This window comes from Parabacteroides sp. AF17-3, assembly GCF_003635445.1.
Classification (GTDB): Bacteria; Bacteroidota; Bacteroidia; order Bacteroidales; family Tannerellaceae; genus Parabacteroides; species Parabacteroides goldsteinii.
Genome location: NZ_QTMM01000004.1, coordinates 1 through 16,949 on the forward strand (window position 1 = coordinate 1; position 16,949 = coordinate 16,949).

At 43.6% G+C, this 16,949-nt stretch carries 18 protein-coding genes and 1 other RNA gene; 11 read left to right on the forward strand and 8 right to left on the reverse strand.

Annotation, left to right across the window (positions count from 1 at the left end; genetic code table 11):
• Positions 1-275 precede the first annotated feature (275 nt).
• Both DWW91_RS05945 and DWW91_RS05955 read right to left on the reverse strand, forming a co-directional pair.
• Positions 276-1,136, reverse strand: a complete 861-nt coding sequence (locus DWW91_RS05945; RefSeq protein ID WP_005641668.1) for an RNA polymerase sigma factor RpoD/SigA — start codon at positions 1,134-1,136, stop codon at positions 276-278.
• Positions 1,137-1,279: 143 nt separating this feature from the next.
• Complete coding sequence (locus DWW91_RS05955) at positions 1,280-2,854, reverse strand: Do family serine endopeptidase (protein ID WP_122327238.1); 1,575 nt, start codon at positions 2,852-2,854, stop codon at positions 1,280-1,282.
• 494 nt (positions 2,855-3,348) lie between these two features.
• Here DWW91_RS05955 and rnpB point away from each other — a divergent pair.
• The 3 genes from rnpB to DWW91_RS05970 all read left to right on the forward strand — a co-directional run bounded on the left by rnpB (position 3,349) and on the right by DWW91_RS05970 (position 6,460).
• Positions 3,349-3,705: RNase P RNA component class A (gene rnpB, locus DWW91_RS05960), an RNA gene on the forward strand.
• Between the two features lie 44 nt (positions 3,706-3,749).
• Positions 3,750-5,126: a YihY/virulence factor BrkB family protein gene (locus tag DWW91_RS05965; protein WP_007658646.1), complete on the forward strand. Its 1,377-nt coding sequence runs from the start codon at positions 3,750-3,752 to the stop codon at positions 5,124-5,126.
• Positions 5,123-6,460, forward strand: coding sequence for an MATE family efflux transporter (locus tag DWW91_RS05970; protein ID WP_007658647.1), 1,338 nt, complete (start codon positions 5,123-5,125; stop codon positions 6,458-6,460). Before DWW91_RS05965 ends, DWW91_RS05970 begins: the two co-directional genes overlap by 4 nt.
• Before the next feature lie 69 nt (positions 6,461-6,529).
• Here the strand turns inward: DWW91_RS05970 and DWW91_RS05975 are convergent, their stop codons facing one another.
• Positions 6,530-7,132: a riboflavin synthase gene (locus tag DWW91_RS05975; protein ID WP_007658648.1), complete on the reverse strand. Its 603-nt coding sequence runs from the start codon at positions 7,130-7,132 to the stop codon at positions 6,530-6,532.
• 88 nt (positions 7,133-7,220) lie between these two features.
• Here DWW91_RS05975 and DWW91_RS05980 point away from each other — a divergent pair, with 88 nt between their 5' ends.
• From DWW91_RS05980 to DWW91_RS05995, 4 genes are read left to right on the forward strand one after another with little or no spacing between them, the layout of a single operon-like run.
• The gene (locus tag DWW91_RS05980; protein WP_007658649.1) at positions 7,221-7,562 is read left to right on the forward strand and encodes a TM2 domain-containing protein; all 342 of its coding nucleotides are present in this window, start codon (positions 7,221-7,223) and stop codon (positions 7,560-7,562) included.
• Between the two features lie 12 nt (positions 7,563-7,574).
• A complete protein-coding gene (locus tag DWW91_RS05985) occupies positions 7,575-7,946 on the forward strand; it encodes a DUF2752 domain-containing protein (RefSeq protein ID WP_122327239.1) in 372 nt (123 codons plus the stop codon).
• A gap of 52 nt (positions 7,947-7,998) precedes the next feature.
• A complete protein-coding gene (locus DWW91_RS05990) occupies positions 7,999-8,331 on the forward strand; it encodes an NINE protein (protein WP_122327240.1) in 333 nt (110 codons plus the stop codon).
• Positions 8,332-8,388: 57 nt separating this feature from the next.
• A complete protein-coding gene (locus DWW91_RS05995; protein WP_007658652.1) occupies positions 8,389-9,027 on the forward strand; it encodes a hypothetical protein in 639 nt (212 codons plus the stop codon).
• 69 nt (positions 9,028-9,096) lie between these two features.
• Here DWW91_RS05995 and DWW91_RS06000 read toward each other — a convergent pair whose 3' ends face one another.
• The 4 genes from DWW91_RS06000 to DWW91_RS06015 all read right to left on the reverse strand — a co-directional run bounded on the left by DWW91_RS06000 (position 9,097) and on the right by DWW91_RS06015 (position 12,298).
• Positions 9,097-10,743, reverse strand: a complete 1,647-nt coding sequence (locus DWW91_RS06000; protein ID WP_007658653.1) for a diphosphate--fructose-6-phosphate 1-phosphotransferase — start codon at positions 10,741-10,743, stop codon at positions 9,097-9,099.
• A 104-nt stretch (positions 10,744-10,847) separates the two neighbouring features.
• Positions 10,848-11,498: a DUF1349 domain-containing protein gene (locus DWW91_RS06005; RefSeq protein ID WP_122327241.1), complete on the reverse strand. Its 651-nt coding sequence runs from the start codon at positions 11,496-11,498 to the stop codon at positions 10,848-10,850.
• Positions 11,499-11,622: 124 nt separating this feature from the next.
• Entirely contained in the window at positions 11,623-11,841 is a 219-nt protein-coding gene (locus tag DWW91_RS06010; protein ID WP_122327242.1) for a hypothetical protein, read from the reverse strand.
• Entirely contained in the window at positions 11,807-12,298 is a 492-nt protein-coding gene (locus tag DWW91_RS06015; RefSeq protein WP_233584427.1) for an SWIM zinc finger domain-containing protein, read from the reverse strand. Before DWW91_RS06015 ends, DWW91_RS06010 begins: the two co-directional genes overlap by 35 nt.
• 419 nt (positions 12,299-12,717) lie before the next feature.
• Here DWW91_RS06015 and DWW91_RS06020 point away from each other — a divergent pair, with 419 nt between their 5' ends.
• The 4 genes from DWW91_RS06020 (at position 12,718) to DWW91_RS06035 (ending at position 14,347) form a co-directional block, all read left to right on the forward strand.
• A complete protein-coding gene (locus tag DWW91_RS06020) occupies positions 12,718-13,326 on the forward strand; it encodes an HU family DNA-binding protein (protein WP_122327243.1) in 609 nt (202 codons plus the stop codon).
• A gap of 87 nt (positions 13,327-13,413) precedes the next feature.
• Positions 13,414-13,647, forward strand: a complete 234-nt coding sequence (locus DWW91_RS06025) for a DUF3791 domain-containing protein (RefSeq protein WP_007658665.1) — start codon at positions 13,414-13,416, stop codon at positions 13,645-13,647.
• A complete protein-coding gene (locus DWW91_RS06030; RefSeq protein WP_007658667.1) occupies positions 13,644-14,132 on the forward strand; it encodes a DUF3990 domain-containing protein in 489 nt (162 codons plus the stop codon). Before DWW91_RS06025 ends, DWW91_RS06030 begins: the two co-directional genes overlap by 4 nt.
• Positions 14,129-14,347, forward strand: coding sequence for a hypothetical protein (locus DWW91_RS06035; RefSeq protein ID WP_007658669.1), 219 nt, complete (start codon positions 14,129-14,131; stop codon positions 14,345-14,347). The genes DWW91_RS06030 and DWW91_RS06035 overlap by 4 nt, the downstream gene beginning before the upstream one ends.
• 147 nt (positions 14,348-14,494) lie before the next feature.
• On the opposite strand, the gene DWW91_RS06040 is transcribed toward DWW91_RS06035, so the two are convergent.
• Positions 14,495-16,819: a GH92 family glycosyl hydrolase gene (locus DWW91_RS06040; RefSeq protein WP_122327244.1), complete on the reverse strand. Its 2,325-nt coding sequence runs from the start codon at positions 16,817-16,819 to the stop codon at positions 14,495-14,497.
• Positions 16,820-16,949: the final 130 nt, after the last annotated feature.

Genomic DNA, 16,949 nt, shown 5'->3' on the forward strand with positions numbered 1-16,949 from the left:
GCAAAAGTAGTGCTTTACAACATACGCTCCAAACTTTTATGGGATTATTTTTTAAACTAAATCGTTACCGATAGACTATAATTCTGAACGACTGATCGTTACAAGCATAAAAAAAAATTACAACAATCCTCGTCACGGTTTCGCAGCTATTATTATTACTTATATAATGTACGCGAAAAATACAATTCCTAACAGCCAGGTCGGTATAAAAAAGACAAAAGCCCCGTATCCTTCTGGATATGGAGCTTTGTTTACCTCTTTGGTTTTACCCGAGGTCAACCTAAATACGATTTGAGGAGCTTGCTACGTGTTCCTTGTCTTAATCTTCTGATTGCTTTTTCCTTGATCTGGCGGACGCGCTCTCTAGTGAGGCCAAATTTGTCGCCAATCTCTTCCAATGTCATTTCCTGACAGCCTATACCGAAAAACATTTTGATTATCTCACATTCTCTTTCGGTTAGTGTAGCAAGTGCTCGATCAATTTCTTTTGCCAATGACTCGTTCATCAACGATCGGTCAGCGATAGGAGCGTCGTCGTTCACAAGCACATCCAAAAGACTGTTATCTTCGCCTTCTACGAACGGTGCATCCACAGAGATATGTCTTCCGGACACCTTTAGAGTATCTGAAATCTTATCTACAGGAATATCCAGTTCATCTGCCAGTTCTTCGGGAGAAGGTCTACGCTCATTTTCCTGTTCGAATTTAGAGAAGGCTTTGCTGATCTTGTTCAGCGAACCAACCTGATTCAACGGAAGACGAACAATTCTAGACTGCTCTGCCAAAGCCTGCAAAATAGACTGACGAATCCACCATACAGCATAAGAAATGAACTTAAACCCTCTGGTTTCATCAAATTTCTCAGCCGCTTTAATCAATCCCAGGTTACCTTCGTTAATAAGGTCAGGTAAACTTAATCCCTGGTTTTGATATTGCTTAGCTACAGAAACGACGAAACGCAGGTTAGCTCTGGTTAATTTCTCCAATGCTCTCCGGTCGCCTCTTTTAATTGCCTGTGCCAATTCTACTTCCTCTTCCACTGTAATAAGATCTTCACGGCCTATTTCCTGAAGATACTTATCAAGCGAAGCACTTTCGCGATTGGTAATGGACTTTGTGATCTTTAACTGTCTCATCCAATGTTTTTAATTGAGAAATATCAGGGTGCAAAGATAATATTATTTTTATTGACAAAATTGGTCGAGTGCACCCTACACCCGACCAATTATAAACCTTTAACAATCTTCCCGCCAAATAAGACGAATATAACTTTATTTTATTATTCGGCTAGATCAATAGCATATACTTTTGTACGTCCGTTCGGATAAAAACCTTTTACAACGATGTAACGATCGTCTGCATTTCCTTTCAAGACCTTGTCTACCAACTTTTCGAGTTGTTCGGGTGTAGAGATCTTCTGGTCATTGACAATCATGATAACGAAGCCTTTCTGGATTCCAGCATCTTTCAATTTGCCTTTCAACAATCCTGTTACTTCAATACCGTAGCTTACACCAAGTTCGCGTTTTTGTTTATCCGTCAACGCTTTAAAAGCGGCTCCAAGAACATCTGCACTGCTGTCACCTGCGCTCTTCACAACAGATGTGCTTCCTTGTGCATTACGAAGTTCCACAGTAAATTTCTTATTGCTTCCATTACGATCTACAGTAATTTCCACTTTATCTCCAGGACGATATTTGCTGATTTGTTCCTGCAAAGCATTAGCATTCTTCACTTTCGCACCATTTACAGCAATAATCACGTCACCTTTTTCGATACCGGCTTCTTTAGCTGAACTTCTTTCTGCGAAATCTGATACGCAAGCCCCTTCAGAGACCTTAATCTTCGACTTCAGTTCAGTCAACTCTTCTTTCAACTTACTATCCAGGTTCGGATAGCTCAACTGATCAGCAATATCACCTACACTCATCATCAAAACACCAAGGATTGCACGCTGTACAGTACCATACTGTTTCAAGTCGCTTGCCACCTTACCGGCAATGCTGATAGGAACAGCAAATGAATATCCGGCAAAGTTTCCTGTTTCAGAATAAATAGCCGTGTTGATACCAATCAGTTCACCTTTTGTATTCACCAAAGCACCCCCACTATTACCTGGGTTTACGGCAGCATCCGTCTGGATAAATGATTCGATTTTACTTCTGTCACCTCCCATAGAGATTCCACGGCCTTTGGCACTAACAATACCGGCAGTAACTGTCGATGTCAGGTTGAACGGGTTACCAACAGCCAGCACCCACTCTCCTACCTTCAATTTTTCAGAATCACCGAACGGAATAGTCGGAAGATCTTTTGCATCTACTTTTATCAATGCAATATCTGTCGTAGGATCCGTTCCAATCAGTTTAGCCGAAAACTTACGGTTATCATTCAATGTCACTTCCAATTCATCCGCCCCGTCAATCACATGGTTATTTGTGATAATATATCCATCTGTGGAAATAATAACACCTGAACCAGATCCGACACGAGGCTGCGGTTGCGGACGCTGAAAACCTCCTCCGCCTCTTCCTCCAAATCCGAAGAAGTACTCAAAAGGATCGACATATTGCTGTCCTCTGCCATCATCGGCATACTGCTTGGCATTGGTTGTAGCTTTGATGTGCACAACCCCATGCACGGTGCTTTCTGCCGCCTGGGTAAAATCGGTATTTTCCGCTGCCACTGCATTCAATCCGGCATATCGAACAGGCTGATTGAATGTGTTCGTAAAATCGGTGACATAAACCGGTTGATTCTTATTCATTAAATAAGCACTTGTTCCAACGGCTGCCCCCGTACTGATCGCAGCAACAAGAACAACTCCCAGCACATTTTTCCACATTGTTTTCATACTTTTTCTATTTTATCAAACATTTAAATTTAACACTTTTCTTTCGACAAAGAAAGTTCAAAAAACGTGCGATTATTCCATTTGCCTATGATTTTTTATCACTTTTAACGACGAATTATACGGGGTTAACGGCACTTAACAGTACTGTGTATTGCAAAGTACCTTTTTAACAATCATCCGCCTGTCAAATGGTCATGCTTTCAGTAATATAACAGCAGAAACGGCAGAATGTTCATACCAGTTGACAGATGACAGGTGACAATTAGCAGGTAAAAAAGGGACATCCTTTGCTTATTAAGTAGTTCTAAACCTACTTATTAAGTAACTCTTCGCTTACTCGATAAGTAGCCTACCCTGCTACTTACTAAGTAAGCCGGCGTCTACTTAGTAAGTAACTCAAAAGCAACCCGAAAGACAGCCCGTTCCTGTCTTTCCTCAAAATTGTCAACTGTCAACCGCTAACTGTCAACTAAAATAGTTATCTTTGTCGCATTGCAGCCTGCCGGTCTGTCGCTCATCTTCGGATGTGAGGAAAGTCCGGGCAACACAGAGCACCATACTTCTTAACGGGAAGTTGTCCGCAAGGGCAAAGTAGTGTAACAGAAAATAACCGCCGGACTCGTCCGGTAAGGGTGAAAAGGTGAGGTAAGAGCTCACCGGGTCCCGTAGTAATACGGGATGCCGTACGCCTTATGGGTTGTAAGGTCATGTATACCGGCGTATGTAGGATTGCTCGTCCGATGCCGGGGGGTAGACCGCTAAAGCTTGCCGGTGACGGTAAGACAAGATAAATGGCAGACACTCCAACTTCGGTTGAAGCACAGGACCCGGCTTACAGGCAGGCTGCATTTTTTTATTCATCCGGCAAACACCTTTTGCCCCTACAAATCACAGCATGAAGAAGAAGACGGATAAAAAGACTGCTGATAAAAAGCCTCTGATAGAACGGATCAACGCCTTGCTGACAAGAACCATTCGTTTTGTAACTTACGACATCTGGAGAATTACAGAAAATGAAGTAAGCGGCCTGAAAGAACTTTATATCAACACAATCAAAACAGTCATACTTGCCGTACGCGGTTTCAACAGCGAGAACCTGCAAACAAAGGCATCCGCTCTTACTTACAGTACCTTTCTGGCTATTGTTCCTTTATTGGCAGTATTGGTCGGCATCGCCAAAGGTTTCGGCTTTCAGGCTACTGTCCGGAAAGAACTGCTCTATTATTTCCCCGGACATGAGAACGAACTGAATAAAGCATTCCAGTACGTAGAGAATTATCTGGCACAGGCACAAGGCGGTGTTATCATCGGGATCGGTCTTGTTCTGCTGTTCTATACGGTCATCAACCTGATCTCTTCCATCGAAGATACCTTCAACGATATATGGCAAATAAAAAAGTCACGTCCATGGTACAGGAAAATATCAGACTATCTGGCGCTGTTCCTCATATTGCCGATACTGATGACTGCCTCCAGCGGGCTTTCTATCTTTGCCTCCACCCTGCAAAATTCATTTCTGAGTAATTACCTTTTTTTCACGCCACTGGTCGAACTTGCCCTGAATGTCGTACCTTATATTATTACCATAATGGCTTTTACAGGTCTTTATGTATCATTACCTAACACAAAAGTCAGGTTCATCAACGGCCTGATGGCAGGTATAATTGCCGGTTGCGCCTTTCAGTTCTTCCAATTTATTTATATCAGCGGACAGATCTGGGTTAGTAAATACAATGCTATCTATGGTAGTTTTGCCGCCTTACCTTTATTATTACTATGGTTACAATTATCCTGGCTGATCTGCCTTTTCGGGGCTGAATTATCTTATGCTTCACAAAACGTAAAAAAGTTCAGCTTTGAACGTGACAGCAAGAACATCAGCCGCAGATACAAGGATTTTCTTACGCTGCTTATATCTTCCCTTATCATAAAAAGGTTTGTCAAAGGAGAGAAACCCTATACGGCAGACGAACTGTCGGATGCCTACCGTATCCCCATCCGCCTCACGACAGACATACTTTATCTGCTTACCGAGCTGGGAATCATTATAGAGGTAAATTATGGAGATGATGAACGTGTCGCCTATTATCAGCCGGCCATCGACATAAACCAAATAACGGTAGGCTATCTGTTTGCCAAGATGGATGAATATGGTTCTGAAAATTTCAAGATAGACACTTCCAAACTTTTTACCAAAGAATGGCATGCCTTGCTGAAAACCCGGGAAGATATGATTAAAGCAAACGATAATATCTTACTCAAAGATTTATGAACACCTCAGACCTGACGCACGGCCCGGTTTGGAAAGTGATCGTACGCTTTGCTTTACCATTACTTATCGGAAACTTATTGCAGCAACTCTATAATATTACCGACAGTATTATCGTCGGACAATTTTTAGGGAAAGAAGCATTAGCTGCCGTTTCCGCCTCATTCTTTATATATTACTTTATTATATCACTCGTTATCGGTGTCGGAAGCGGAACCTCCGTAGTCGTTTCGCAATTTTTCGGAGCCAAACAATATGACAAAGTGCAACGTGCTTTCTCCTCCTTTTTCATTTTTATGCTGGTAGCAGGCATTGCTCTTTCAATTGCCGGGATCATATTCGCCGAACCTATCTTCCGCCTGACCAACACGCCGGAGGAAGTCATACCCGATGCCGTCGCTTATTTCAGGATTTATATAGGAGGAACATTCCTGTTCGTCACATTCAATAGTATTATTTCCATATTAAGAGGCGTAGGGGAATCCATACGCCCTATGATCTTTATTTTCATCACCACCGTATTGAATATCGTCCTCGATTTACTATTTATCGTTGGCTTCGGCTGGGGAATCGAAGGAGCGGCACGCGCAACCGTCATAGCGCAGGGAATCGGAATGTGTGTGGCTTTAGGTTATGTCAATAACACCCACCCACTCCTATCCATCAAAAAACAAGATTTACTGTTCGACATGAAGCTATTCAAAGAAGGATTGAAAATAGGACTCCCCACCAGCGTACAACAATGCGCGATCGCTTTGGGACTGATTGCACTTCTCGGAATAGTGAACGGCTTCGGCACCGATACCCTGACCGCTTACGGTGCCGCCGGGAAAATTGACACGATCATTACACAAGCTGTCCTGACACTATCCGGCGCACTGGCTGCATTCTGCGGACAAAACATCGGAGCCGGCCGCTTCGACCGCGTACGCAAAGGACTACGGTTCACCATGCTGGTCAATGTCATATTCAGCGTGGTCACCTTCACAGCTATTTACTTCTTCGGGGAGGAAATGATGCGCGCCTTCACCAACGACCAGGCAGTAATTGCGATCGGAAAAGAATATTTACTGATCATCGGAGGATTCTTCATTGTGCACGGAGCTTTGAATATCTATAATGGTGCACTTCGGGGAGCCGGAGATACGATTTTCACAATGGTGACCAGCCTGCTTTGCCTGTGGCTGATCCGCATTCCGCTGGCTTACCAGCTAAGTGCCTGGTACGGCCGTCAGGGAATATGGTGGGCTATCGGGATCAGTATCGGCATAGGATTGGTTATTACGTACATATATTATAAGACAGATATCTGGAAGAAAAGATGCGTTGTAAAATAAACGGCAGAACGCTTCGGGATAAATGCCTGGTCGCTCTGCCGTTATTTCTTTACTAAAAGAGGAAATCTTTCATTTGAACTGCATCATTTTGCTGATGTATTTACCGACGATATCAAACTCCAGATTTACTACAGTTCCTTTTTCGATCCGGCAGAAGTTTGTATTATCGTGTGTGTAAGGGATGATAGCCACCTCAAAACTATTCTGCTGCGAGTTGCAGACAGTCAGGCTGACGCCATTTACACAAACAGATCCCTTTTCCACGGTCATATATCCCTGTTGCGCCATCGCCTTGTCGAAAGTATATTCAAATGTATAATACCAGCTTCCGTCCGCTTCGCGTACATTCGTACAAACAGCCGTCTGATCCACATGCCCCTGAACGATATGTCCGTCCAGACGACCGTTCATCATCATGCTTCGTTCAAGATTTACCAGATCACCGACTTTTAGCAGTCCCAGATTGGAACGGTCCAGTGTTTCCTGGATAGCCGTCACCGTATAAGTTTCGTCGGTCAGGTTCACCACTGTCAGACAAACGCCGTTATGTGCCACACTCTGATCGATTTTCAGCTCATTTACAAATGAACACTTCATCGTGATATGCAGGTTTCCCTGATCTGCATTTAACGCAACTACCTGAGCAGCTTCTTCTACAATTCCTGAGAACATAGTATTGTGTTGTTTAAATTAATATTATCAGGTTCAAAGATACGAAAAAACACTATATTTGTCGTTAGTAACTTAATCTATAAAAATTATGGACGCACAAAAAGTGGATATGTTCCTCATGACAAACAGTAGCAAACTACCTGCCAGTCATATACCTATCATCAGGGATCGTCTGTTGGAGATGGACGAATCCAAGCTGATTTATTTACAAACCTGCGATTTCAAAGACCCGACTATCATACTTATTATTTCCGTTTTCCTCGGCTCATTGGGTATCGACCGTTTTCTGATCGGCGATGTAGCCTTGGGTGTCGGCAAGCTGGTCACTTTAGGCGGTTGCGGGATCTGGATGATTATCGACTGGTTTCTGATCATGGATGCGACGAAAAAGAAGAACCTGGAACAGTTGCAGAATATTTTAATGTTCTAATCCCTGCTACTTGTGGGAAAGAGAAATAAATATGCATATCTTGCTGTAGCCATTATAGCGGGATATGCATTATTATCATTTCCTTGCATTTTCCACACAATGACAGGATATCCGTGTCCGGCCTGCGGAATGCGTCGTGCAATTCATGCCCTACTGAACGGAGATATAGGCGATTCAATCCTCATCAATCCTTATGGGTTACTCTTTGTTTTGCTGGCTGTCTTCTTTATTACAGGTATCGTTTTTGACTTCGTACAAAAAAGGCATACGTTCCGGGATTGGCTGAAAAAAGCAGAGCGCAAGCTGGCTAATAAGTATATTCTTACATTCATTATTCTATTAACAATACTGAACTGGATATGGAATATCCACAAAAGATTGTAAAAGAACCAGGAAATACTTATATTTACACATTATAAACCTACTGACTAAAAATATGAAAGCTGATAAAGTCGATAAATTCCTTCTGGCTAATGAGAGTAAATTTCCGGATTACGAAATACCCATCCATAAGCTGCTCAATCTCCCCCCGGAGAAAGAGACTCTTTTAGAAGACACCCATTTCAGAAGTCCGGGAAAAATACTACTTCTCTCCATTTTCTTCGGTGTGACCGGTTTGGACCGTTTCCTGATCGGGAACATAGGCAAAGGCTTTGGCAAACTTCTGACCGGCGGCGGCCTCGGAATATGGTATATTGTCGATTGGTTCCTGATCACCGGGGCAACCAAGCGATATAATATGAATAAATTGATGACGATCCTATCATAAGTCAACCCAATATTTTGTATATTGCCACTGTATTAATATTAATAAAAACAATTATATATGAAAACTACACAAGATCCGATAGATCGGCTTTCTCAATCAATGATGGACCATTCGATATGCCGCAGAGCAATATTAATATATACGCTACTGACCGGGTACTCGCTTTTCGACTCTATCCAGACTAAAAAGAATTATACGAAATGCAACATCACGTATAAAGACGCAGAGTTCATCTCTGACCGGTTCGGAGAAATAACAGGTATAGATATTGCTCCTGAAAAATTTCTGCACGATAAAAACCAGCTGGCCGACGAATTGCTTGACGATTATCAGGAATATCAGTCTTTACTGGCAAACTACGACGAGAATACGCGCTCCATGGTTATAGCGTTTTACCAGTTTTTGTTTTATTATCGCAAATTGCCCCATGAAGTAATCCTGAGTTTAGAAATTGCTTTGTCTGCATTTCTGAAATATGTATCCGGAAATATCAATAAAAAGGAATTAAAAAAACAGATTATCAACTTCGATATTCTCAATCAAAAAACTATCAAAGTAGACTCTATGTATGTACGTCACAATTTCGTCTGCATGGAAAAAGACTTCAACGACATCTGCCTCAAGAAAGCAAACAGGATACTGAAACAGGCAGGCGAAGCCCCACTGAGCAAGTATACAATAGATGTCAGCATATAAGACACTACCAAAAAAATAGAGGTAAAGCCTAAGCCTTACCTCTATTATATAAGATATGATCTCTCTATCTTATTTTGCCTGTTCCAACTGCAATGTCTTAGTCGGTTCGTCGCAAACTTCTGTCGGACCGAAGTACTGGATCGGACCCGGATAAACGTAGCTGGTAGTCAATGCCCATTCGTCGCGGTTAGCAGCGAATTTCTTGAAAGGAGCACCATCCAGTTTAACCAACGCTTTCTGGATAACCGGCTTCATTTCGCCATGACGTTTTTCCATGTTCATCATCATTGTTACAGGGATACCACCGGCAATCCACTTTTCAGCAGGAGCAGTCGTATTACGTACAGATGACATATAACCGGTCTTACCTGCTGCGATCAGGCAAGAAGCAGTGTAACCTAATGAATAGCAATAGTCTGCATCGTAGTTAGACGGAGCAGCGCAACGTCCTTCATAACCGAAGAAGTGGTGCAATGCAGAGAATTTACCGTTGTATTTACCGGCTTTCTTCCATTCGTCCAATTTCTTGCCAACCATTTCAGACAGCAATTTTTCTGTTTCGATCAGAGAAACCTGAACGTTTCCGTGCGGGTCGCGGTCCAAAGACAACTGACGGGCAACGCCTTCCGGAAGAGAAGCATACAGGTCAGAGTTTTCTTTAGTCAGCTTGCTGATGATATAAGCACGCTGTTCGCTCTTCTTGATCATCTTGAATTCAGCATCGTGTTTAGCCAGGAAGTCATTCAGTTCGGCGATCAGACGTTTCATAGCCGGAACGAATTCGATCAGACCTTCAGGGATCAGTACGGTACCGAAGTTTTGACCGTTTTCTGCACGTTTTGCAACGATTTCAGCAACATAAGTCACGATATCGTCCAAAGACATATTTTTAGCTTCCACTTCTTCTGAAACGATAGCGATGTTCGGCTGAGTCTGCAAAGCACATTCCAGTGCGATGTGAGATGCTGAACGGCCCATCAGTTTGATGAAGTGCCAGTATTTCTGAGCTGAGTTACAGTCACGTTGAATGTTACCGATAACTTCCGAGTAAACTTTACAAGCCGTATCGAAACCGAAAGAAGTTTCAATCTGTTCGTTCTTCAGGTCACCATCGATAGTCTTCGGACAACCGATAACCTGTACACCAGCGTTGATAGCTTTGTAATATTCAGCCAGTACGCAAGCATTTGTATTAGAGTCGTCACCACCGATAATAACAAGTGCCTTGATGTCCAGTTCTTTCAGGATTTCCAGACCCTTGTCGAACTGTTCTTTTGTTTCCAGTTTAGTACGACCTGAACCGATCATATCGAAACCGCCTGTATTACGATATTCGTCGATAATATCAGCAGTCAGTTCCATATATTTGTGATCGATCAGACCACCGGGACCCAGGATAAAGCCATACAGGCGGGAATCCTTGTTTGTAGCCTTCACACCGTCAAAGATACCGGCAATCACATTATGACCACCAGGAGCCTGACCACCGGAAAGGATTACACCTACATTGATAGCAGGCATTTCTTTCTTTTCGTTGCTCTTTTCAAAAGTAACGATCGGCATTCCGTACGTGTTAGGGAATAATTTTTTGATGTCTTCCTGATCGGCTACTGATTCTGTGTATTCACCATCTACGGCTTTTACAGCACCTTTCAATGCAGCGGGTACCTTAGGTTGGTAAGCTGCTCTTGCAATTTGTAATGCGCTCTTTGTCATTTCTTAATCTGATTTATATAGATATTATCTGATTCTTATCTAAAGCGGTGCAAATATAGAAATATTTCTCCAATCATGAAAGATAAGAATAACCGATTAGATCTTTATTCCGCATTTTTCTTCAGCCACTCGAGTCTGCGCATATCGGGCAGGTGCTTTACTTCAAAGTGTTCAAACTTCGCATTGAAGCCGTTCCCGTCGGGGCAGGCAGCCATAAAACCGACCTTCACCGGAATATTATCCTGCAACCAGGCGTTACGCATCATAGTGTATGTTTTATCGTCGAACGAATAGAAAATTTCTACCGCATCCAGGCGTCTGACTGCTTTGATCCAGATATACGGGACAGGCTTATCCAGCGAGATCACACTCCAGTCGCTCGTTTTATGGGTAACGACAGTGCTCAGATTGAATTTACCGTCTACAAATTCGATACCCGCCTTGATATAATTCTCATGGTCGATACGGAGCATTAGTCCGGCCTGGTCGAAACGTGCTTTATACTCGCCTGTCACCTTCACTTTTACTTCAAACTCGCCGCCATAAGTGGCATAATAAAAAGGAGCGTCATCGACCGTAAACCCATAATGGGAGATACGCCAGTAATCGCTTTGCGGAGTGACAAACATGGATAATGCCTTATCATTTATCTCCCACTTTGCCGGTTCATTGAACCATTGCATCTTTTCCAACGTCTGTGCAGACGTCATTTGTATCGACAGGAAAACCAGTGCTCCCAAAATCATTTTCTTCATTACTTTCTTCAATTATAAATTGGTCGGATTATATAAGTCAGTCCTTATTATTGCCTGCTCTAGCTATTTAAGACCACTTGATAAATGTCTCATGCAAAGATATTGAGATTTATTGAAAAACCGCCTAGAAATCTTTCAATATCCCCATCATGGCAGTTCCCCGTTTATACGTCTGACGGAAAACATCCACAAGGAGGCGGACTTCCTGCTCTCCTCCTTTCAGCTTCAGCATTTCTTTCAGTGCTTTTGCCACGTATTCATAATGCGATCGGTCTGTATTCTTTTCGGCATAAACCTGAACATGTGAACTAAAACGCTCCAACAAATCTTCCGGTTCTCCCATATCCACTGCCGGACGGTGAGGATAGAAAACACCTTTCCACTTCCTGACAATAATCCGTATCAAGGCTCTCTGTATTCCGATCAGGAATAAATTGTTGTTTCAAAGCATTCCTGAAATCAACATGATGAACAGCGTATTCCGATAAAAACGACATTAATTGCTTCTTGTCTGCGATAGCAAGTATCTCGTCGATTTCAGCTTTGACTGTCTCAGAAGAAAAGCCACTGCTCTTACTCTCCGTCTCTTCTGCCTGGATAAAATATTTTTCCGTCTTTTTCCTTTCTCTGATCGTTAACAATGTGGCAACCACATGCTTACACATATCTCCTTCATAAGGACAATCACAGATATAATCCATGACCTTATCATCTTCAAGGGTTACTTCCACTGTATAATCCTCAGTACCCAGAACAGTTGCAACCCATTCCTCGGGAGAATCTTCTTCCAGATTTCTCACTGCTCCCTGCCTATAATAAGATATACCGCGCTCCCCCATATCTGAGGAAGCGCATAATTTTCAAAATTCGATAGTGTTATCATGATGCTCGTTTTGCAAGAATACAAAAGTACATGATTCCAGGAAGAAACGGTAATGTTCACGTGCAAAAGATAAAATTATCACCGGAATAGTTTCATTTATCCCTTATATTACTTGCTTTTACCTCGGAGATGTATTATCTTTGGAAGGCAGGTAAGTTGTTGCCGACGTTGTCGGCAAAATAAATGACAGTGTCGGCAAAGTTTTCGACAGTGTCAACAATATTGCCGACAACGTCGACAACAACTTACATAAGCAGAAAAGTAAGATTCGGACGCACCTTGTCAAAGATACATCCGAGGTAATAATAATTATACCAGTATTAAAATTAAACTACCATGGGAAGAATTAAATTCGGAGTATACAAGGCACCAAACACCAGCGGCAAGGAGCAACAGTCTTGTGCCCGCCTTATATCCAAAGGCACGATGCGGATGGAAGATATTTGCGAATACCTCTCGGATTCGTGCTCGCTAACTTCGGCCGATGTGAAAGGGGCGATAGAGGCGCTGACCACCTATATCGGTCGGAACTTATCGAACGGCTATTGTGTGGAACTGGAGGGATTAGGGCACTTCTCCCCTGCCCTCAAGACGTTACAGAAAACGGATGAGAAGGGCAAAACCGTCTTCTTTGCCAGGGCGGACGGAGTAAACTTCCGCTGCGCCAAACGATTGAGGGAACTGGTCAACAAGGACCGCCCACTGAAAATAAAAAGAGAGAATGTCACCTCTAATGAACTGACGGACAGGAAAAATAAGATGCTTAAATTCCTGCAAAACAATCCGTATATCAATCTGACGGATTATGCAGGAATAAACCATTGCAGCCGCTACCGGGCAACTGAAGACATGAAACTGTTTGTAAAAGACGGCATAGTGATCAAGATGGGATACAGGACGCACAGGGTTTATTCGCTGCCACCCAAAGAAGAGGAAGAACAATAAGAGTATCCAGACTACGTGTGAGCATTGGGAAACTTCCGAAAAAAGATATATCTTTGTACTTGATGTAACTTAAAAACAGCAAGGAAGATGAAAAATACAGATTCGGAGCTTAAAAACAAGATAGAATACATTATCGCCGTAATAAGCGAGTTTGCCGCAGCCCATTCGCTCAATACATCGCAGGCTTATCGCTATCTGGAAAGGTTTAAAGGCATTGACTTTGTAAACCGTTTCTACAATGTGGAACATACGCTTTCGTTTGAAGACGTAGTAGAAGACCTTACGGCCTATTGCCACAGGAAAGGAGGGGCGTTGGTATGATACTATATCACGGTTCTAATATTAATATAACAGAAATAGACCTTGGGATATCTAAGGTGGGAAAAGACTTCGGTTGCGGTTTTTACCTTTCGGCGGACAAAGCGCAGGCTCTGGAATTGGCCGAAAGAAAGACCGAGCAGTTAGGAGTAGGTACCCCAACACTAAATACATATAGATTTGATGAGAGTTGCCTTCAGAACTCCAGCTTATCAGTACTGGAGTTTCAGGAATATAGCAAGGAATGGGCTGAGTTTGTATTGATGAACCGCCGTAACCGTACACGTGTGTCATCGCACTGTTATGATATTGTAATCGGTCCCATAGCCAATGATGCGGTGGGTTATCAGATACGCCGCTTTACTTCCGGACTGATAGATATGAATAAATTCCTGGACGAACTGAAATATATGAAAGGTGTGACCATACAGTATTTCTTCGGCACGGAGAGAGCTATTAAGTATCTGACAAAAACAAATACATTATGACCAAAGAGACATTTATGATAGAGGAGATTTCTAAGGAAATCGTCTGGCTGCTGATACAAGAACACCAGATGGATATGGATGAGGCACTCCGCGCACTCTATACTTCAGATACATACGCACGGCTTATCAACCTTAACACGGGACTCTACAGCCAAAGTACGGCTTATGTATATGAGTATCTTGAAAGAGAATTGGCTACAGGAAAAGTAGCCTGATTACCATCTCTTTCCCGTATAGGAAGGAAGGTCATAATAAAGAGGCGTGTGGTATTCCCATATCACACGCCCCAGCCCCTCACCTAAAGGGGAAAAACTCTCTCATCGTTAATTGAAATAATATGTGTATATTGAAAAACCATCTGCTTAGTTGCCGGCAGGCTTTTGGTAAAGCACTGTCTTACCGGGCAATGACAGGGAAGCCGGACAGGCATCTGCCGACACTGCACGTTTGAAGGCTGGCTTGTCACTCATCACAAAATGCAGGGATATACCGGATTTCACGTCATCGTATGTCAGGTAAGATTTGTTGTATTTCTTGCCGTTTACATACATTTCTTTTATATAGACATTCTCCTTCGACCAGTTCTCGGTCGTCATCTTTATCTCTTTGCCGTTGCTCATCGTGATAGATAACGCCTCAACACAAGGGGAACCTACATTATATATATTACTGGAAGGAGCGACTGGATAGAAACCGGCACAGTTGAACATGTACCAGGCCGACATCTGCCCGCAGTCGTCATTACCGCTCAGCGAACCGGGTTCGTTGCCGTAAAAACGGTCTACAATCTCACGTATCCATTTCTGGCATTTCCACGGCTTGCCCAGGTAATTATACAGATAAGCGACATGATGGCAAGGCTCGTTGCCGTGCCAGTAACCCCCGATACGTCCCTGGATATCGTGGGCGCCCGGAATATCGTCCGGCAATTCGACAGTAAAAAGTTCATCCAGCCGTTTCTCGAACAGTTTCTTTCCCACCAGGTTGATATATCCCTGTACGTCGTGCGGAACGGTCCAGGTATACTGCATCGTAAAGCCCTCGGTGATATCTCCCCAGCCATTTACCGAACCCGGTCCCTGATAAGCGATCGGGGCAAACGGGGTGCGCCAGTTACCCTGGCTGTCACGGCCACGCATGTATTTGGTTTCCGGATCAATCAAAGTCTGGTAAGAGAGGGAACGGTTCAGGAAATAGGTATAATCGTCTGTCTTTCCCAAAGTCTGGGCAGCACGGGCAATGCAATAATCGTCGTAGGCATACTCCAAAGTTTTGGAAACCGACTCGGCTTCTTTGTCGAAGGGAACGTAACCGTTACGATCATAATCCGGCAGACAATCGTAATGCTTATTCATTGCGGTTGTCTTCATGGCTTCGTATGCCCGTTCGTAATCAAAACCTTTGACACCTTTAACGATCATATCGGCCAGGACGGATACGGCATGGTAACCGATCATACACCAGGTTTCGTTGCCATAGAACGACCAGATCGGAAGCATTCGCTCCGTGCTCTTATCGTAATGGGCAAGCATGGAATTGGCGATATCGGCGTTCACGTCCTGATGCACCAGGTTAAACCAGGGATGCAGGGCGCGATAGGTGTCCCACAAAGAGAAAGTGGTATAATTCGTAAAGCCTTTGGCCTGTTCGATATTCTTGTCCAGACCTCTGAAACGACCGTCGGCATCCTGGAAGATGAACGGATGCAAAGCGGCATGATAAGCAGACGTATAAAAGGTCTCTTTTGTCTTCCGGTCGGCTGTCACACGGTACTTTTCGAGTTCCTGTTCCCATAAGTCGATACCTTTTTCTTTCAGGCCGTCGAAGGTCATGCCGTCCAGTTCCTGCATATTCAGTTGTGCCCCGGCTGTACTGACTGCCGATACGGAAGTTTTTACAATCACTTCTTCCCCCTCTTCCGTAGCAAAGGAAAGGCAAGCCATCAGGTTCTTTCCCCAGGCTTCGTTCGTGCTTCTGAAACGGGAAGTGTTGTAAATGACCGGCTTCTTATCCTGCATGATGCGGAAATCTTTCAGCTTTTTGGAGAAGACGGCGGTGAAATAGACATGGCGTTCCGGTCCCCAGCCTTTCACCAACTTATAGCCGGTCAAGGTCGAATCGTTCTCCATACGGAGATTCGACCATTCACAGGATTGCCATAAGGTATGATTCAGGTCGATCATAATGAAAGACTTATCCGATTTGGGATAGGTGAAGCGGAACATTCCACTACGCAGTCCGGCCGTCATTTCGGCTTTGACACCATAATCCTGCAACAGGACGGCATAGTAATTGGGAGAAGTCCACTCCTGGTCATGGGTATAGCGTGAACGGTAACCTTCATCGGGATTTTCGCGGGTTCCCGGATCGAGTTTCATTTCGCCGGTACCAGGGATAAACAGGAAATCACCCAGGTCGGGGATGCCTGTTCCGCTCAGGTGCGTCAGACTGAATCCGAGGATGGAAGTATGGTTGTATTTATAACCGGCTGCCGCATCGTAGTATTTGGAGTCTGTATCCGGACTGATCTGGATACCACCGAACGGGATTTGTGCACCGGGATAAACATTCCCGTATCCGTCTGTTCCGACCAAAGGTCTAACGTAGTCGGTCAGTTTCTCGTTTTGGGCCATGCCTGTCAGGGCAAAACAAGACATGGCTAATAATGTATAAACTCGTAGTTTCATATTTTATCAGATATGAGCTATCTTGTCCCCGTGCTTGACACGGGGCCGCAGAAGAACAGGCAGTATCAAAAGATACATATAGGATACGGTTTGTGCTTTTGCGATCCCGTGTCGAGCACGGGAACGGGAT

Coding starts and splice junctions, on each gene's coding strand:
- DWW91_RS05945 (WP_005641668.1), bottom strand. CDS start 1,136: ATGAGACAGTTAAAGATCACAAAGTCCATTACCAATCGCGAAAGTGCT.
- DWW91_RS05955 (WP_122327238.1), bottom strand. CDS start 2,854: ATGAAAACAATGTGGAAAAATGTGCTGGGAGTTGTTCTTGTTGCTGCG.
- DWW91_RS05965 (WP_007658646.1), top strand. CDS start 3,750: ATGAAGAAGAAGACGGATAAAAAGACTGCTGATAAAAAGCCTCTGATA.
- DWW91_RS05970 (WP_007658647.1), top strand. CDS start 5,123: ATGAACACCTCAGACCTGACGCACGGCCCGGTTTGGAAAGTGATCGTA.
- DWW91_RS05975 (WP_007658648.1), bottom strand. CDS start 7,132: ATGTTCTCAGGAATTGTAGAAGAAGCTGCTCAGGTAGTTGCGTTAAAT.
- DWW91_RS05980 (WP_007658649.1), top strand. CDS start 7,221: ATGGACGCACAAAAAGTGGATATGTTCCTCATGACAAACAGTAGCAAA.
- DWW91_RS05990 (WP_122327240.1), top strand. CDS start 7,999: ATGAAAGCTGATAAAGTCGATAAATTCCTTCTGGCTAATGAGAGTAAA.
- DWW91_RS05995 (WP_007658652.1), top strand. CDS start 8,389: ATGAAAACTACACAAGATCCGATAGATCGGCTTTCTCAATCAATGATG.
- DWW91_RS06000 (WP_007658653.1), bottom strand. CDS start 10,743: ATGACAAAGAGCGCATTACAAATTGCAAGAGCAGCTTACCAACCTAAG.
- DWW91_RS06005 (WP_122327241.1), bottom strand. CDS start 11,498: ATGAAGAAAATGATTTTGGGAGCACTGGTTTTCCTGTCGATACAAATG.
- DWW91_RS06010 (WP_122327242.1), bottom strand. CDS start 11,841: ATGGGAGAACCGGAAGATTTGTTGGAGCGTTTTAGTTCACATGTTCAG.
- DWW91_RS06020 (WP_122327243.1), top strand. CDS start 12,718: ATGGGAAGAATTAAATTCGGAGTATACAAGGCACCAAACACCAGCGGC.
- DWW91_RS06025 (WP_007658665.1), top strand. CDS start 13,414: ATGAAAAATACAGATTCGGAGCTTAAAAACAAGATAGAATACATTATC.
- DWW91_RS06030 (WP_007658667.1), top strand. CDS start 13,644: ATGATACTATATCACGGTTCTAATATTAATATAACAGAAATAGACCTT.
- DWW91_RS06035 (WP_007658669.1), top strand. CDS start 14,129: ATGACCAAAGAGACATTTATGATAGAGGAGATTTCTAAGGAAATCGTC.
- DWW91_RS06040 (WP_122327244.1), bottom strand. CDS start 16,819: ATGAAACTACGAGTTTATACATTATTAGCCATGTCTTGTTTTGCCCTG.